We start from the raw sequence: 15,092 nt of genomic DNA, 5'->3' as shown, positions 1-15,092 counted from the left end.
GCGCAAATGTAGGCGCGAGGCTTGCCCGCGAAGGCCATCACACGGTCTCGTGTCACCCAGTTCAGCGAGAGCCAACAGTGGCTCCCGTTGAGTGACCATTGCACGATGGAACGGAGGGACTATTGATTCTGTGGATCGAACTGCTTGTCGCGGATAAACAACGCCGGAATCACGCCACAAATGAAGTAGGCCGCGCCCATCACGATAAAGCCCATCCCGATCGAACCATGGGAGGCGAGGAAGCCGATGGATGCCGGCGCGATAGCTGCACCGAGACGACCAATGTTGTAGGCACCACCCACGGCGGAGCCACGCAATTTGACCATAAAGCTTTCGGTCATATAGGTGGCGTTCACACCATAGGGAATGCCGTACAGGAAGCCGAACACCACCAGCATCCACAGGATGTTTTCCTGGCTCTGGAACAACACGATTGCAGGCAGGAACACCGCCGTACCCAGTGCGCCAAAGGCGAACACGGCACGACGCCCGATACGGTCCGCCGCCAGGCCAGCGAGAATTTTCCCGAGGATCATGGCGGTATAGGTGCCCACCATGTAACCGGTCATTGAACTGAATTTCATACCCAGTTCACTTTCCAGGTACGTCGGCATCCAGTTGCTCACGCCGTAGTAGCCAAATTGCAGGAAGCCCGCCGTCAGCGCCCAGAGAATGAACATGCGGCGAGCCTGCGGGTCGCTGAAAATCTGCCTGAACACACTCTCGCGTTTTTCGCTCGACAGCTTGCTGCGGCCAGCGAGTTTCTGCCGCGCCCGCGCGGCTTGAGCATCGATCCAGGCTTGCGGTTCAGGAACGAAGCGTTGCATGGCCAGGGCGAGGACCACTGGGATGATGGCGATGTAAAACAGCCAGCGCCAGCCATGGACCGGCAGTATCCAGCCTGCCAGCAACGTCGCGACGATGTACCCCACCGACCAGCCTGCCTGCAGGGTGCCGAGCGCCGTGGTGCGGTATCGAGTCGGTACGTATTCGGACATCAGCGTGTTGCAGGCGACATAGAGGGCACCAATGCCCAGCGATGCCACGAACCGGATGATCGCGAACTGCCAATAGCTATGGGTGAGACCCAACACCGCCGACCCCACTGAAAACAGCGTGATACTCCAGACCACGGTTTTCACCCGGCCGAAGCGATCGCACGCCCAACCCCCGTAGATGCCACCGATGGCCATGCCGGCCAGGGTGAAGCTCCCGAGGCTGCCGGCCTCGACGTTGCTCAAGCCGAACTCAGCCTTGAGGCTGCCCAGGCTGTAGGAGAGCAGCATCAAATCAGCGCCGTCGATCAACAATCCAAGGAAGCAGAAGATAAACACCAGTACCCAGGTACTGGTTTTTGCATGCGTGGTCTCACCCACCTGAGCCGTAGTGTCCATAGCGTTACCTTGTTGTATTTATGAGAGGAACGATGTGAATCGGGGTTGAGGATTCTCAGAGCCTGGCGTCGCGGATCATGTTTCGGGCAATCACGATCTGTTGGATCTGGGTGGTGCCTTCATAAATGCGGAACAGACGAACATCCCGGTAGAAGCGCTCGATGGCGTATTCGCTGACATAGCCGGCGCCGCCATGAATTTGCACGCAACGGTCGGCGACACGCCCGCACATTTCGGTGGCGAACATCTTGGCGCAGGAGGCTTCGGTGCTGACGTTACGACCCTCGTCGCGTTTGCGTGCGGCATCGAGCACCATGCAGCGGCTTGCATAGATTTCAGCCTTGCTGTCGGCGAGCATCGCCTGGATGAGCTGGAATTCGGCGATGGGCTGGCCAAACTGTTTACGCTCAAGGGCGTAATGCAACGCATCGTCGAGCATGCGTTCTGCGGCGCCGACACTGAGTGCTGCAATATGCAGGCGACCCTTGTCGAGAACTTTCATCGCGGTCTTGAAGCCGACGCCTTCGACGCCGCCGATCAATTGGCTGGCAGGTATCCGCGCGTTCTCGAAAATCACGTCGCAGGTGTGCGCACCTTTGTGGCCCATTTTGTGATCGGGTTTGCCCAGGGAAACGCCTGGCGTGCCACGCTCGACAATAAACGCACTGATACCGCCGGCACCTTTGATCCCGGGGTTGGTGCGTGCCATGACCGTGTAGATGCTGGCATGCGGTGCGTTGGTGATGAAGCGTTTGGTGCCATTGAGGATGTAGCTGTCACCGTCGCGCACGGCGGTGGTTTTCAGCGAGGCTGCGTCTGAGCCGGAGTCTGGCTCGGTCAGGCAGAAGGAGCTGAGCAGTTCGCCACTGGCGAGCCTGGGCAAGTAGTGATGTTTCTGTTCTTCGGTGCCGTCCAGGAGGATGCCGATGGAGCCGATGCCGTTGTTGGTGCCGATGTAGGAGCGAAAGGCCGGTGACGTCCGGCCCAGTTCGAAAGCGATATTTACTTCCTCTTCCATGGTGACACCCAGACCACCGAAATCTTCCGGAAGCGTCAGGCCGAACAAGCCCATTTCCCGCATCTGCTCAACGATATCGTGCGGGATGGCGTCAGTTTCAGCGACCTCGTTTTCACGGGGGATCAGCACCTCGTTGACGAACTGGTGAAGTGAATTCACCAAAATCTGCAGCGTTTCGGTATCACGGATCATGGGCGCTCCTGGAGGCTCGTCAGCGAGCCGATTGTTTTAGGGCGCCGTTACTCCGTTGCCTCAGCGAGCAGCGGCGCCAATGTTGTTGACCATGTCGATCAGACGCGGTCCGATATCGTCCATGAGTTGCTCCCGCGGAAGCTGGAAGCTCGGTCCACCGCAGTTGAAGGTCAGCAACCCGAACTGCGGGTGTAGCAACGGCACGGCAACGGAGTTCACATCGCGGTGCCACTCTCCCATCGACAGGCAGAAGCCGTAGTCGGAGAAATCCCTGAATGCTTTGTCCAGCCCCTTACGGATGGCTGGCCATTGCTCCGTTTCGCGCTGGCGAATGTGGTCGAGCAAAAACTCCCGCTCGGTTTCCGGCATCGCTGCAAGGCACGCACGGCCCATCGAACTTTGGGCCATGGGCAGGTAGCTGCCGATCTGCCGCCGCATGGTTGTGTTGCCTTTGCCCTGGACGACATCCAGGTAAACCATCTGCAGTCGATCACGGGCGGCCATCGCGACGGCGGCCTGCGCATGATTGGCCAGTTCCTCCATCAGCGGATGAGCCAGCGAGCGAATCGACAGATTCGACAACATGGCGTAGCCGAAACCGAGCACACCGACGTCCAGTTGATACTTGCCCGAATGCACTTCACGTTTGAGGCAGCCCAGGCGCATGAGCGTATTGGTCAGACGTGTCACGGTCGGTTTGGGCAGCCCGGTCATTCGCGCCAGGTCCTGATTGCCCAACACGTTCTGGCGCGGCGTGAAGCACCTCATCAATTCGAGTCCTCGCGCCAGTGCAGTCACGAACTGGCCACCACTTTCGTCCTCGTTCAGTGCGCTGGCGGGATCGAGCATGCCTTTCTTCAGCAAGTCGATTTCATCCGTTCCTTTGGTGGTGTCCGCAGCGGGTTGGTCGGCTTTGTTGCGACTCATGGTAGAACCTCACTTTTGGGAAATGCAAGTAAATAAAATCAAGTTTCGCTAGGCGAAACTATAAATGTCGAACCTTTAAAAGCCAATAGATTTCTAAACTGAACACTAAGTCATTGAAAATAAAAGGTTAAAAGTAACGATCAATATTTTCTGTTTACAGGGATTTGGATGCGTATCTATGATTAATCACAAATACGGTATCTAGTTTCGTATAGCGAAACAACAATGAGAGGTAGGTATGGGTTCCCGAGAATCGGTAGTGGATCTGCACATCCGTGACGATGCCGTCGCTGTCGTACGAATTGATCGGCCCGAGGTCAAGAATGCACTTAACGGTGCAGTCCGCGAACAATTGGCCACGATTTTTCGCGCGCTGGCCGACGATGATCGGGTCCGTGCAATCGTCCTGACCGGCGGTGAGCAGTGCTTTGTTGCCGGTGCAGACATCCGCGAGTTTGCCGATGCGAGCCCTATCGAGATGTATCGTCGTCACACCGAGTACCTGTGGGAGGCGATCAGCCGCTGCCCCAAACCGGTGATCGCTGCGGTGAATGGGGTCGCGCTCGGTGGCGGCTGCGAGTTGGCAATGCATTGCGACATCATCGTGGCCGGGCAATCGGCCCGTTTCGCTCAGCCAGAAGTCAAGCTCGGCCTGATGCCGGGCGCCGGTGGTACGCAGCGCCTGATTCGCGCCGTCGGCAAGTTCCAGGCCATGCGTATTGCGCTGACCGGCTGCCTGGTAGCGGCGCGGGAAGCGCTGGCCATGGGCATGATCAGCGAGATGGTGAGCGATGAACAAACGATTCCACGCGCGCTTGCGCTGGCGGCGGAAATAGCTGCCTTGCCGCCTCTGGCTGTGGCGCAGATTAAGGAAGTGATGTTGGCCGGTGCCGATCTGCCCCTGGACAGCGCCCTGGCATTGGAGCGCAAGGCGTTTCAGTTGCTGTTCGACTCCAGGGACCAGAAAGAGGGGGCCCGTGCCTTCCTGGAAAAACGCAAAGCCATTTTCTCGGGAGAATGATTGATGACACACGAGATCAATCACGTCGCTATTGTCGGTGCGGGCGTCATGGGCAGCGGCATCGCTCAAATTGCGGCGCTGGCCGGTATTGATGTCCTGCTGTTCGATAATCGCGAAGGCGCCGCCCAGGCTGCCCGCGACAGCCTCAAGCGCACGCTCGACAAGCTGGTGAGCAAGGGCAAGTTGGCGGGCAGCGCGGCCCAGGTTGCAATCGATCGAATTCAGGTCGCCACCTCGCTGAGCGAACTCAAGGACGTCGACCTGGTCGTCGAAGCCATCATCGAGCGCCTGGATGCCAAACAGGCGTTACTCGCCGAACTTGAAGCGGTCGTCGCTGACGACTGTGTGCTGGCAACCAATACCTCTTCGCTGTCGGTAACCAGTATCGCCCGACTCTGTCGGATACCTGAGCGGGTTGCCGGCTTCCACTTCTTTAACCCGGTGCCACTGATGAAAGTGGTGGAGGTCATTGATGGCCTGGCCACTGACCGGCAGGTGGGTGATCGCCTGCAAGCGTTGGCGGCACGCATGGGCCACTGCGGTATTCGCGCCAAAGACACGCCAGGTTTCATCATCAACCATGCCGGACGAGCCTACAGCACGGAAGCCCTGCAAATGCTCAAGGAGGGCGTGACCGAGCCCGCCGAGATCGACCGAATCCTGCGTGAGGGGTTGGGTTTTCGCATGGGGCCGCTGGAGTTGTTCGACCTGACCGCCCTGGATGTCTCGCACCCGGTGATCGAATCGATCTATAACCAGTTTTACCAGGAGCCTCGCTATCGCCCCGCAGCGCTGACCCGGCAAATGCTTGAGGCTGGCTACGTCGGCCGCAAAGTCGGACGCGGTTTTTATCGCTACGCCGATGGCCAAATGGTTGATGCACCCCAGCCGCAGCCAGTACCGGTCGTGCAAGCGCTGCCGCCGGTGTGGCTCGGTACTGAAAACGAGGCTGATCACACCCGCCTGACTGCTTTGTTGGAGCAGTTGGGTGCGCAAGTGGAGCAGGGCACTACGCCGTCCAGCGAAGCACTTTGTCTGTTGGCGCCCTACGGTCTGGATGCCACGAGTGCCGCTGAGCGCTTTGCCACCGACCCGACCCGCACGGTGTGCCTCGACCCGATTCTCGACAGCGCTCGCTACCGCACGCTGATGCTCACGCCGGCCACGCGAATCGACATGCGCAATGCCGCACACGCCTTGCTGGCTCGCGATGGTGTCGGTGTCAGCGTGATCAACGACAGCGTCGGTTTCGTCGCCCAGCGCGTGCTGGCCATGATCGTCAACCTGGCCGGGGACATCGTCCAGCAACGGATCGCCACCGTCGAAGACCTCGAAGAGGGCGTGCGCCGGGGGCTGGGTTATCCGCAGGGGCCTTTGGCGTGGGGCGATAGTGTTGGCGCCAAACGTCTCCTGACCATCCTTGAGCGCATGACCGAGTTGACCGGCGATCCACGTTACCGCCCCGGCCCGTGGTTGCGCCGGCGCGCAACACTGGGCCTTTCGCTGCGCCACCTCGAACCGACACTCAGCTGAGTACCGCCCGTGCAGTGTCGGCCAAGGGCTGGCAATGGTTATTGAACGCGTCTGAATGCGTAAACAGAAGGTGATTTGAAATGGGTGCTTTAACGGGATACCGCGTTCTCGATTTGAGCCGCGTGCTGGCCGGCCCCTGGTGTGGCCAGACCCTTGCCGACCTGGGAGCTGAAGTCATCAAGGTCGAACGGCCGGGCATGGGTGATGATACCCGTGGCTGGGGCCCGCCCTGGATGAAGGGGCAGAATGACGAGACGACTCAGGAAGCCTCTTATTACCAGTCGACCAACCGCGGCAAGTTGTCGGTGGCGCTGAACCTGGCCAGCCCCGAAGGCCAGGAGATCGTGCGTGCCTTGGCCTCCAGCTGTGACGTGCTGATCGAAAACTACAAGGCCGGCTCACTGGCAAAATACGGGCTGGATTATGCAACCCTGTCCGAACTCAATCCGCGATTGGTGTATTGCTCGGTGACGGGTTTCGGGCAAACAGGCCCTCGGGCTGCCGAGCCAGGCTATGACTTCATCGTTCAAGGCATCGGCGGACTGATGAGCATCACCGGTGAGCGTGATGACTTGCCGGGTGGCGGTCCGCAGAAAGTAGGCGTGGCGTTCTCCGACCTGATGACGGGGCTTTACTCGACGGTCGCCATTCAGGCTGCGTTACTCAGTCGCGAGAAAACTGGCCTGGGCCAGCACGTCGACATGGCGCTGCTGGATGTGCAGGTTGCCACGCTATGCAACCAGAGCCAGAACTACCTGGCTTCCGGTAAACCGCCGGGGCGTTACGGTAACGCTCACGCCAATATCGTGCCGTATCAAGTGTTCCGCGCCAGCGATCGCGATTTCATTATTGCCTGCGGCAACGATTCGCAGTTTGTCGACCTGTGCCAGGCAATCGGCCTGCCGGACCTTCCTCAAGACCCGCGCTTCACGCGCAATGCTGACAGGGTCACCAATCGGGAGCAGATCATTGCCATCCTGGCGCAGCATTTCCTCTGTGGCACCGCCGATGAATGGGTAGGACGCATTCATCCGCAGGGCGTTCCGGTCGGCGCGATCAACAGCATCGCCCAGGCACTCGATGAGCCTCAGGTGAAGGCGCGCAACATGCTGGTCAACATTCCCCATCCGCTGAAGCCAGACTTCGTCACCGTCGGCAGCCCGATCAAACTGTCCGGCACACCGGTTGAATACCTGCGTCCAGCGCCGATGCTGGGTGAACACACCGATGAAGTTCTCAAGCGTCAGTTGGGGCTCGATGAGGCACGGCTTGCCGAGTTGAAGAGCCGCGGGGGGATCGAGCAGTTAAGCAAACAATGAGTGCCACGATCGATCCTCGCACGCGGCTTCTGCTCGAAGCGCCGATCGTCCCAACCGTTCTGCGCCTGGCGGCGCCCAATGTGGTGGTGATGATTGTCCAGGCCTCGATCGGACTGATCGAAACCTATTTTGTCGCCAAGCTCGGCACTGATTCGCTAGCCGCGATGGCGCTGGTGTTTCCGATTGTCATGCTGATGCAGATGAGTTCTGCAGGCGCGATTGGCGGCGGCATTGCTTCGTCGATTGCGCGGGCACTTGGCGCAAAACGCCGTGATGATGCGGATGCACTGGTGCTTCACGCGATAGTGATTGCGCTCGGGTTCGCACTCGCCTTCACGTTGGCGCTGCTGTTGGGCGGACGGTGGTTGTTTGCGCAGATGGGCGGTACTGGCGCGTCGCTTGATGCGGCGCTGGTCTATTCGCACTGGGTATTTGCCGGTTCCGTGCTGGTGTGGCTGTTCAACTCGCAGGCGGCGGTGATTCGCGGCACCGGAAATATGGCGGTGCCGGCCTACGTCACTGTCGCGAGTGCGGTGATACTCATCCCGCTGTCACCCTTGCTCATTTTCGGCTGGGGCCCCGTTCCGGGGATGGGCATTGCCGGTGGCGCGCTGGCGCTGCTGCTTTATTACCTTGGAGGAACGCTCGCATTCTGGATGTACCTGCGTTCACCGCGCAGCCTGCTCAAGCCGAGGCTGGTGGGCGTACGGTTTCGTTGGCCGCTGTTTCGCGACATCTTGCGCATTGGTCTCGTTGGCGCGATTGGGACAGCGGCCACGAATTTGTCGATCGGCATCGCGACGGCGCTGTCGGGACATTTCGGGCCGGGTGCGGTGGCGGGCTACGGCACCGCGGCACGCCTTGAATATCTGCTGGTGCCGCTGGCGTTTGGCTTTGGTGCACCGCTGCTGGCGATGGTCGGTACCTGCATCGGTGCCGGCAACCGTGAACGCGCCCTCAAGGCTGCATGGGTGGGCGCCATCATGGTCTTTTTAATCACCGAAGCGATCGGTCTGGCAGCGGCGTTCTTCCCGCACGCCTGGCTGATGCTGTTCGGCAACGAGCCTGACATGCTCAAGACAGGGACCCAGTATTTGCAAACGGTCGGGCCGCTCTACGGCTTCTTTGGTCTCGGGCAGGTGCTGCATTTCGCGTCGCAAGGGGCAGGGCGTCTGTTTTGGCCTGTGACAGGCAACCTCGCGCGGCTGGTTGTGGCTGGCCTCGGGGGATGGCTTGCCTTGCGTTGGGGCGGTGATCTGGTGCATGTGTTCGTTGCGCAGGGCGCAGCATTTGTGGTGTTCGGCCTCGTCATTACCGGTGCGATCGCTGGCGGCGCGTGGTTCGGCCGCGTGGGCTGGCCGCGCAGCACTGCCGCGTTGATGCGACGCATCCAGTCGACTTGATCGTCTCACTGACGTTTTATCAACCGTCTGGGCGAAACGGCTGAGCAACGCGCTCAGCCGCAATGCGCCTGCTATTTTTTAGCGTTCGATGGTGGCGTTCGGCAGCGCCTTGAGATCCGTTACGGTGTAAGACATCGAGGCTCTGAAACCCGCGCCTACGCGAGTGGGTGCAAGATCGGAAACCTCTTCGCCTTCCGCCTGGGGAAAGACCAGGTTCCCTTCGCCTGCCCACGCGTCGACAATGTTGGGATTGTCCATGACCGACACAACCAGCTCATGCACGGCCGGATCGTTATGCTGCCCTGTCGCGAGACGCGGAAAGTGGCGCAAATTGATCAAGGGGCGCGCGCCGAAGCCGAGTTTGGAAACGTCGTCAATTTTGTGTTGGAGCTGGACCTCTCCACGCGCGATTCGCTGACCGGCCGTTGATGCCGTCGCGGCAAAACGCGCGCCTGGTTCTACTTGAGCCGCCGCACGGCTGGGCGCCGAGAACGTGCGCGTTTGGTGGACAGCACCGAGTCGCTTTGGGAAGCCCTGGATGAGGCCGCGCATCAAGGCGGAATCATTGTCGACGAAGATGTAGGGGCAATATGAAACCGGCTGCCCTTCGTGCAAAGCGTCCAGCAGGATAAAAAATTCGCGATATTGGTATCTGGCCGGATCCAGCAGTTCATCGTTTTCACCCGTGAACTGCCAATCCACAAACACGGCGGATGCATGGCCTGGCGACGCGCTATCGACCGTCAATCCGGCAGGCAGCGTATTGGCCACCGCGATGGGATCCGCCCAGAACTCCACCACCAAAAAGTCACCGGAGTAGTGCCATGGCGGAGGAGGGGCAATGCTGGACAGGCCGCGAGGTGTGAGGGGGGTTGTGTAGGACTGGGTCATGAATGTCTCCGGATCAAATAAAAAAGTGGATTATGAATTTGCTGTTGCGACAGGGATTCGACCCGCCATGCCGTTGCCGGGTGACCAGTTCTCACTGGCCACTTCGATGAGGTTGATGAAGACATCTGCCGGGTTGACGCCGGGGGCAATGGCAAGACGCTGAGCCAGGTCCTGGTAGAACCGCTGCTTTTCCTCGGCGCACCGGCCCTCGGTCAACGTGATCTGTATCAGCAGGACGTCCGGGCTACGGGTAAACGGGTAAGTGGTGTTGACACGAAAGTCGGCGTCGTCGTGCTCCGTCACCGACATGAAATACGCTTGCGGGTGCACACCCAAGGTCTGATGCAGTGCGGCATGAATGCCTTCGAGGACGGCGGCGCGGTAGGCTGGCGGCTTGCCTTTGCGCATGGAGATGTGGGTCATTGGCATGGTGAGTTCTCCAGCAGTTGTTGGAGTCAATGCTAAGTCGCTCAAATCATTAAAAACAGAAATCACAGGATATTTCTGTAATGACAATTGTTAATCTATCGACGTCAAACCAGCACTCATGGCGAGTGCGGCCCCTTGGTCTGAGAGGTGATTGTTATGAGTGCCGAGCCCCTGCCGATCCGGCGGTTGCTGGATCTGGATGCCGTGCAGGCCTTCGTGCTGGTTGCCGAAATGAGCAGCTTTACGCGGGCAGCTGAAGTGCTCGAATCCACCCAGTCGGCGATCAGTCTGAAACTCAAACGACTCGAAAAGCGCCTCGGAAAACGGCTGCTGGAGCGCACGCCCAGACGCGTCAAGCTGTCCGCCGAGGGCGCTCAGTTTCTGATCGCGGCGCGAGAGCTTTTGAACGCCAATGATCGAGCGGTCGGTCTCGATATGAAGCCGCAGCGACGGTTGCGAATCGGCTTGATTGATCACACCGCTACTGACGATCTCATCCCGCTGCTTGAGCTTGTTTCCCGGCACGATCCGTCGTTGCGTGTCGAAGTGCGCATCGGTGCATCAAGCGAAATGCTGGCCGCCTATGATGTCGGTGAACTCGATGCGGCCTTCGCCAGGCTGGATACCACGCGCAACGACGCGGAAAAATTGTTTGAAGAGGCCTGCGGATGGTTTGCATCCCCGCTGTGGGTGCATAACCCGTCGGAGCCGCTGCGGATTGCTTCGCTCTCCGCGCCTTGCGGTGTGCGCGCCAGTGCGCTGAAGGCGCTTGATGAGTCAGGGATCGCCTGGACCGAAGTGTTTGTGGGCGGCGGTATCACGACTGTCGGGGCGGCAGTGATGGCTGCAATGGCCGTTGCGCCAATGACCCTCAAAGGGCGTCCATCGCGGTCGGTCGAAGTGGGGAGCAAGCTGGGTTTGCCTGCGCTTCCTGGTATCGAGATAGCGGTCTATACCCGCGTACGGGATCAGGCCATGAAGGAGGCCGTCCGTATCTTCGGGGCGTCGCTTCGCGCGGCAGCATCTTCTACGTAATGGGTTCAAGTTGCGCCGGGACACCCGGCGCAATTTGTCAGAGTAAATCCAGCGGATATTCGATGTATGCACGGACCTCATTCAGGTTCGCACCCACATCACGGTCAGCGCGATAAATCGAGTTACGAAGCTTGAATGACAGGTCCTTCAACGAGCCTTCCTGTACGACGTACTTGACCTGGTTGAAGAACTCCCGTTCCGTTCCATCCTGCTCGCCGCCCGCGTCAATGTTGCTTGCGCGAACGTAAGCCGTCTTGTAGGTCAGGCCCGGAATGCCGAACCCGGCGAAATCCAGCTCGTAGCTGAGCTGCCAGGACTCTTCATCTTTCAGATTGAAGTCGGAGTAGTAGGAGTTGGCCAAGTAGATCGCATTACCGCCATCACCATAATCATAGGCATAGCCGGCATCACCGCTGCTGCGCTGGTGCGCAACAGTAAAGGCATGAGAGCCAACGCTGTATTTTGCCGCCAGGCTCCAAATGGTGTTGCTGTCGTTATCGCCGTCACCCCCGAAATCAAGCGCTGCCTGGGCCCCGTCTTTGTAATCGGTACGGTAGATGTTGAAGTCGAGGTTCAACGCCTGCGCTTCAGTGACAGGCAATGTGTAGTTCACATTGCCGTAGGACTTCTTGTAGGTGTCCTCGACATCGGAATGGTAGGCAGCAACCGTCAGCTGTGGAGTAATGCTGTAGCTACCACCGACCACATCAATGCTTTTCAAATGGTTCGGGTCGCGTGATGAATCGCCCATCGGACTGTCAGCGGTGAAGCGCCCGGCATGGAGTGTCAAACCGTCGATTTCCTTGCTGGTGAGCAAGGTGCCTGTAAACGCCTGTGGCAGTACACGGGAGTCGTCGTAGGCCAGAACAGGCATCGTCGGGAATTGGTTGCCATAGCGAAGGACGGTATTGGATAGACGCAGCTTGATTGCGGCCCCGGCCTCAGAGAGGCTGTCAACCGGACGACCATCACTGTCGGTATCGAAGAACGCGGTGTAGTTGCGACCGCGACCACTGTCTAACTTGACCCCCAACAGGCCAAAGGCGTCGACACCGACACCGACCGTGCCCTGGGTGAAACCGGATTCGAAGGTGCCAATGAATCCCTGGCCCCAGACCTTGGCGTCATTTTTGCCGTTTTTGAAGTCCCGATTGAAGTAGACGTTGCGCAGTAACACCTTCAGATTGCTGTCTTCCACGAATCCTTTGGATTCAGACTGCTCACTTGCATAGGCAAGCGTCGTATTTATAGAGAATAAAGCACAGGCAAGTACGGCTCTATTTCGGACAAGCATAGATACTCCTTGAAGCGTTTTTTGTTTGTTGGTGTTGGCAGGAAACTGCATGTTTAGTTTTGCCCATGCAACGGGCTTCAGGATTATCGGGATCCCATCTTGCGGCTAATCGATCAATACTGTAGAGGCGTTAAAGGGTGAAGTTTTAATCATTGATTTTTCCAAAATCAGATAAAGACAAAGAGGGGGTTGCCTGGTTTTGAAACGACGATTATCTTTATAAAACCTGAACCAAACTTGAGGTCAATGCCGTGGACGAAAAAATCACCTCTGCCCAGAGTCTCAGCGTGGGTGAAGTGGCCAAGCGCAGCGGTTTACCCGTATCCACTCTGCATTTTTATGAGTCTAAAGGCCTGCTCAAGCCACAGCGTTCAGCTGGAAACCAGCGGGTCTACAGTCGCGGGATTCTTCGGCGCATTGCCATTATTCGAGTCGCTCAAGCCAGTGGCATTTCACTCGCGGAAATCAAGACGGCTTTAGAACCGATCCCCCATGACCGTAAAGCGACGGCCAAGGAGTGGGAAACAGTGTCAAAAATGTGGGCTACCTCGCTGAAGGAACGTATAGCGCGCCTGTCAAAACTGCAGACCAGTCTGGAAGGCTGTATTGGCTGCGGCTGTTTAACCATGGGGGAGTGTCCATTACTCAATCCACAGGATCTCCTGGGCCAGGATGCCTGCGGCCCTGTCATTTTCGATCGAGCGTTAACGCAAAAATAAGCGTTCATTAGTTACTCCGTTAGTGCATCCTTATTACGCAAGCGCCTCCATAAAACGCAATGCGTAATAAGGTGCCAAGCCAACAATCAATGCGGCTATGCAGTGTGGTTTAAAGGTTCAAGCGATACTGCTCTTCAGGCTTAATACATATTCACTGTTTTGAGAGGGTTTTTTCAGTCGTTGATTTTTGCTTTTCATCCTGAGTAATGGTTCTGTCTTTGGTTGCATCTGTGTTGACAGTTTGGCTTGTTGGCGGCTTTTTGGATCTCAAATGCCATTCAGCAAGTTTGTCACTGCCACCCTCCGCGAACGATACGGTAGGCAGGGTGAAAACAATCGACATCACAGCCGCTTTAAGTAAGGACATTTCACATACCTCTTTCTATTGGCAGGGGAGGTGAGTTGAAACCTGTCTTGCAGGTGTGAGTGATTTATAAAACCTCAACTATTGTTGAGGTCAACAGGCGAAAACAAAAAAATCATCTATTAGTTGGATTGGAAGGCTTAATCGACCACGGCCAAGTCGGCGGGCAGGCCCACGTGGCAGAACATCGTGAGAGGGCGGTCAGCCATCAGAGGTTTGCGAGGCGGGTGCTGATAGCGTCGAGAAACGCGCTGGTTTTCGTTGGAACATGACGTCTGGAAGGAAGCAGCGCATAGATAGGTGCCGACGGACTGTGCCAGTCACGCAGGACGACCCAAGAGGCCTTCGATCGTCAGCAACGGGTGGTGTATCCGGGGAGGTCCAGTGTACGCATCACCTCATGGTTGCCCCGTATTATTGCGCGTGGGCTTGCCGTTCGCGCCGCTGCAGCGGCGTCGCGCGGGATGGGGCTTCATTGAGTTGATTTCCTGTAGCATCGAATGTCCCTCGATGTTCTGCTCGTTGAGCATGAGGTCTTACAGGCGACAGCGACCATGAGTCATCTCAACTACTTACGCACCTTTTTGGAGGCCTATAGAACCGGGTCTTTTTCCAAGGCGGCCGATCATCTGGGAATCACCCAGCCCGCTGCTTCAATGCACATCCAGGCACTCGAATCACTGGTTGGAAAGCCGCTATTCGTTCGACGTGCACGGGGCGTTTTGGCGACCCCGGCTGCGGATGATCTGGCGCGGGCGATTGCGCCGCATCTGGATGGTCTGGAGGCAAAAGTCACCTCTCTGAGAAACGTGTCGACGCCGCTGGGCGGGACTGTGCACATTGTCGGGCCAGCGGATTTTCTCTACACGCATGTGGCGCGGGCCCTCGCTCCCCTGATCGCGCAAGGTGTGCAGTTGCGCTTTCATACAGGCAACCGCGAACGTATTTACGCTTTGCTCAACGACGGCACAGCTGATCTGGCGATCACCGCATCAGTTCCTGACGATATCCGACATGGGTACATTCATTTGGCGACCGAGCATTTGCTGTTGGTTGCCGCGCCCGCGCTTGCGCGCCAGATCGAAGAACGTCACATCATGGCGCAGACCCTTGAAAGCTTCCCGCTGATTGCTTATGACGAACAGCTTCCGTTGATTCGAAACTTTTGGCTGGAGGCTTTCAAGGTGCAGCCTTTGTTGCAGGCGGCCATCACAGTACCCGATATGCGTATTGTCGAATCACTGGTGCGGGCAGGGCATGGCTGGTCTGTTCTTCCGGGATATCTTTGTCACGCCAGCCTGGCTGCCGGGACATTGGTGCCGATCAAGTTTGCGTTGGCGCCGCCTGAGAATTCGTTTTACCTGGCATGGAACAAAGGAGCGCTGCGTAAGCCCCATATCGGTTTTATTCGTGATTATCTGGCCGAGCTTGTTCAACAAGGCGAGTTTGCATCGAGTCTCGATTGAACGCTCAAAGGGCAGTGGAGGAGGGCGGCGCAAGGTATAAAAATTCTTATGCATGATGCCTGTTTTGTTGATTTTAATAATGCATCA

Annotated in this window: 14 protein-coding genes; 7 read left to right on the top strand and 7 right to left on the bottom strand. The window is 57.9% G+C overall.

What is annotated here, in order from left to right:
* Window positions 1–119: 119 nt before the first annotated feature.
* The 3 genes from AEQ67_RS06460 to AEQ67_RS06450 are packed head-to-tail and all read right to left on the bottom strand — an operon-like array spanning window position 120 to window position 3,531.
* Window positions 120–1,394, bottom strand: a complete 1,275-nt coding sequence (locus AEQ67_RS06460; RefSeq protein WP_059403067.1) for an MFS transporter — start codon at window positions 1,392–1,394, stop codon at window positions 120–122.
* Between the two features lie 55 nt (window positions 1,395–1,449).
* Window positions 1,450–2,604, bottom strand: coding sequence for an acyl-CoA dehydrogenase family protein (locus AEQ67_RS06455; RefSeq protein ID WP_059403066.1), 1,155 nt, complete (start codon window positions 2,602–2,604; stop codon window positions 1,450–1,452).
* Between the two features lie 60 nt (window positions 2,605–2,664).
* Window positions 2,665–3,531, bottom strand: coding sequence for an IclR family transcriptional regulator (locus tag AEQ67_RS06450; protein ID WP_059403065.1), 867 nt, complete (start codon window positions 3,529–3,531; stop codon window positions 2,665–2,667).
* A gap of 238 nt (window positions 3,532–3,769) precedes the next feature.
* On the opposite strand from AEQ67_RS06450, the gene AEQ67_RS06445 reads away from it, so the two are divergent.
* The 4 genes from AEQ67_RS06445 to AEQ67_RS06430 all read left to right on the top strand — a co-directional run bounded on the left by AEQ67_RS06445 (window position 3,770) and on the right by AEQ67_RS06430 (window position 8,807).
* Entirely contained in the window at window positions 3,770–4,552 is a 783-nt protein-coding gene (locus AEQ67_RS06445; RefSeq protein ID WP_059403064.1) for an enoyl-CoA hydratase, read from the top strand.
* 3 nt (window positions 4,553–4,555) lie between these two features.
* A complete protein-coding gene (locus AEQ67_RS06440) occupies window positions 4,556–6,085 on the top strand; it encodes a 3-hydroxyacyl-CoA dehydrogenase (protein ID WP_059403063.1) in 1,530 nt (509 codons plus the stop codon).
* 80 nt (window positions 6,086–6,165) lie between these two features.
* Entirely contained in the window at window positions 6,166–7,404 is a 1,239-nt protein-coding gene (locus AEQ67_RS06435; protein WP_059403062.1) for a CaiB/BaiF CoA transferase family protein, read from the top strand.
* Complete coding sequence (locus AEQ67_RS06430) at window positions 7,401–8,807, top strand: MATE family efflux transporter (protein ID WP_059403061.1); 1,407 nt, start codon at window positions 7,401–7,403, stop codon at window positions 8,805–8,807. The genes AEQ67_RS06435 and AEQ67_RS06430 overlap by 4 nt, the downstream gene beginning before the upstream one ends.
* Before the next feature lie 78 nt (window positions 8,808–8,885).
* Here the strand turns inward: AEQ67_RS06430 and AEQ67_RS06425 are convergent, their stop codons facing one another.
* Together AEQ67_RS06425 and AEQ67_RS06420 are read right to left on the bottom strand one after the other, a co-directional pair.
* Window positions 8,886–9,698: an acetoacetate decarboxylase family protein gene (locus AEQ67_RS06425; protein ID WP_059403060.1), complete on the bottom strand. Its 813-nt coding sequence runs from the start codon at window positions 9,696–9,698 to the stop codon at window positions 8,886–8,888.
* A 30-nt stretch (window positions 9,699–9,728) separates the two neighbouring features.
* The gene (locus AEQ67_RS06420) at window positions 9,729–10,127 is read right to left on the bottom strand and encodes a tautomerase family protein (protein WP_059403059.1); all 399 of its coding nucleotides are present in this window, start codon (window positions 10,125–10,127) and stop codon (window positions 9,729–9,731) included.
* A 156-nt stretch (window positions 10,128–10,283) separates the two neighbouring features.
* Between AEQ67_RS06420 and AEQ67_RS06415 the strand changes: the two genes are divergently transcribed.
* Entirely contained in the window at window positions 10,284–11,162 is an 879-nt protein-coding gene (locus AEQ67_RS06415) for a LysR family transcriptional regulator (RefSeq protein ID WP_059403058.1), read from the top strand.
* 37 nt (window positions 11,163–11,199) lie between these two features.
* Here AEQ67_RS06415 and AEQ67_RS06410 read toward each other — a convergent pair whose 3' ends face one another.
* Window positions 11,200–12,456: an OprD family porin gene (locus tag AEQ67_RS06410; RefSeq protein WP_059403057.1), complete on the bottom strand. Its 1,257-nt coding sequence runs from the start codon at window positions 12,454–12,456 to the stop codon at window positions 11,200–11,202.
* Window positions 12,457–12,707: 251 nt separating this feature from the next.
* Between AEQ67_RS06410 and soxR the strand changes: the two genes are divergently transcribed.
* Window positions 12,708–13,175 (top strand): redox-sensitive transcriptional activator SoxR, encoded by a 468-nt coding sequence (soxR, locus tag AEQ67_RS06405; RefSeq protein ID WP_059403056.1) that lies wholly within the window; start codon window positions 12,708–12,710, stop codon window positions 13,173–13,175.
* A gap of 151 nt (window positions 13,176–13,326) precedes the next feature.
* Here the strand turns inward: soxR and AEQ67_RS06400 are convergent, their stop codons facing one another.
* On the bottom strand, window positions 13,327–13,542 hold the full coding sequence (locus tag AEQ67_RS06400) for a hypothetical protein (protein WP_059403055.1): 216 nt from the start codon (window positions 13,540–13,542) through the stop codon (window positions 13,327–13,329).
* 551 nt (window positions 13,543–14,093) lie between these two features.
* On the opposite strand from AEQ67_RS06400, the gene AEQ67_RS06395 reads away from it, so the two are divergent.
* Window positions 14,094–15,005, top strand: a complete 912-nt coding sequence (locus AEQ67_RS06395; protein WP_059403132.1) for a LysR family transcriptional regulator — start codon at window positions 14,094–14,096, stop codon at window positions 15,003–15,005.
* Window positions 15,006–15,092 lie beyond the last annotated feature (87 nt).

Origin of the sequence: Pseudomonas sp. RIT-PI-q (genome assembly GCF_001297125.1) — a bacterium.
Taxonomy (GTDB): domain Bacteria; phylum Pseudomonadota; class Gammaproteobacteria; order Pseudomonadales; family Pseudomonadaceae; genus Aquipseudomonas.
Note: the sequence above shows the minus strand (reverse complement) of the source record. Positions and strands in the feature narration are given on the sequence as shown.

What these genes read in the sequence shown, in the direction of transcription:
- AEQ67_RS06440 (WP_059403063.1), top strand. Translation starts at nt 4,556, where the DNA reads ATGACACACGAGATCAATCACGTCGCTATTGTCGGTGCGGGCGTCATG.
- AEQ67_RS06410 (WP_059403057.1), bottom strand. Translation starts at nt 12,456, where the DNA reads ATGCTTGTCCGAAATAGAGCCGTACTTGCCTGTGCTTTATTCTCTATA.
- AEQ67_RS06420 (WP_059403059.1), bottom strand. Translation starts at nt 10,127, where the DNA reads ATGCCAATGACCCACATCTCCATGCGCAAAGGCAAGCCGCCAGCCTAC.
- AEQ67_RS06460 (WP_059403067.1), bottom strand. Translation starts at nt 1,394, where the DNA reads ATGGACACTACGGCTCAGGTGGGTGAGACCACGCATGCAAAAACCAGT.
- AEQ67_RS06400 (WP_059403055.1), bottom strand. Translation starts at nt 13,542, where the DNA reads ATGTCCTTACTTAAAGCGGCTGTGATGTCGATTGTTTTCACCCTGCCT.
- AEQ67_RS06430 (WP_059403061.1), top strand. Translation starts at nt 7,401, where the DNA reads ATGAGTGCCACGATCGATCCTCGCACGCGGCTTCTGCTCGAAGCGCCG.
- AEQ67_RS06425 (WP_059403060.1), bottom strand. Translation starts at nt 9,698, where the DNA reads ATGACCCAGTCCTACACAACCCCCCTCACACCTCGCGGCCTGTCCAGC.
- AEQ67_RS06450 (WP_059403065.1), bottom strand. Translation starts at nt 3,531, where the DNA reads ATGAGTCGCAACAAAGCCGACCAACCCGCTGCGGACACCACCAAAGGA.
- AEQ67_RS06455 (WP_059403066.1), bottom strand. Translation starts at nt 2,604, where the DNA reads ATGATCCGTGATACCGAAACGCTGCAGATTTTGGTGAATTCACTTCAC.
- AEQ67_RS06445 (WP_059403064.1), top strand. Translation starts at nt 3,770, where the DNA reads ATGGGTTCCCGAGAATCGGTAGTGGATCTGCACATCCGTGACGATGCC.
- AEQ67_RS06435 (WP_059403062.1), top strand. Translation starts at nt 6,166, where the DNA reads ATGGGTGCTTTAACGGGATACCGCGTTCTCGATTTGAGCCGCGTGCTG.
- AEQ67_RS06415 (WP_059403058.1), top strand. Translation starts at nt 10,284, where the DNA reads ATGAGTGCCGAGCCCCTGCCGATCCGGCGGTTGCTGGATCTGGATGCC.
- AEQ67_RS06395 (WP_059403132.1), top strand. Translation starts at nt 14,094, where the DNA reads ATGAGTCATCTCAACTACTTACGCACCTTTTTGGAGGCCTATAGAACC.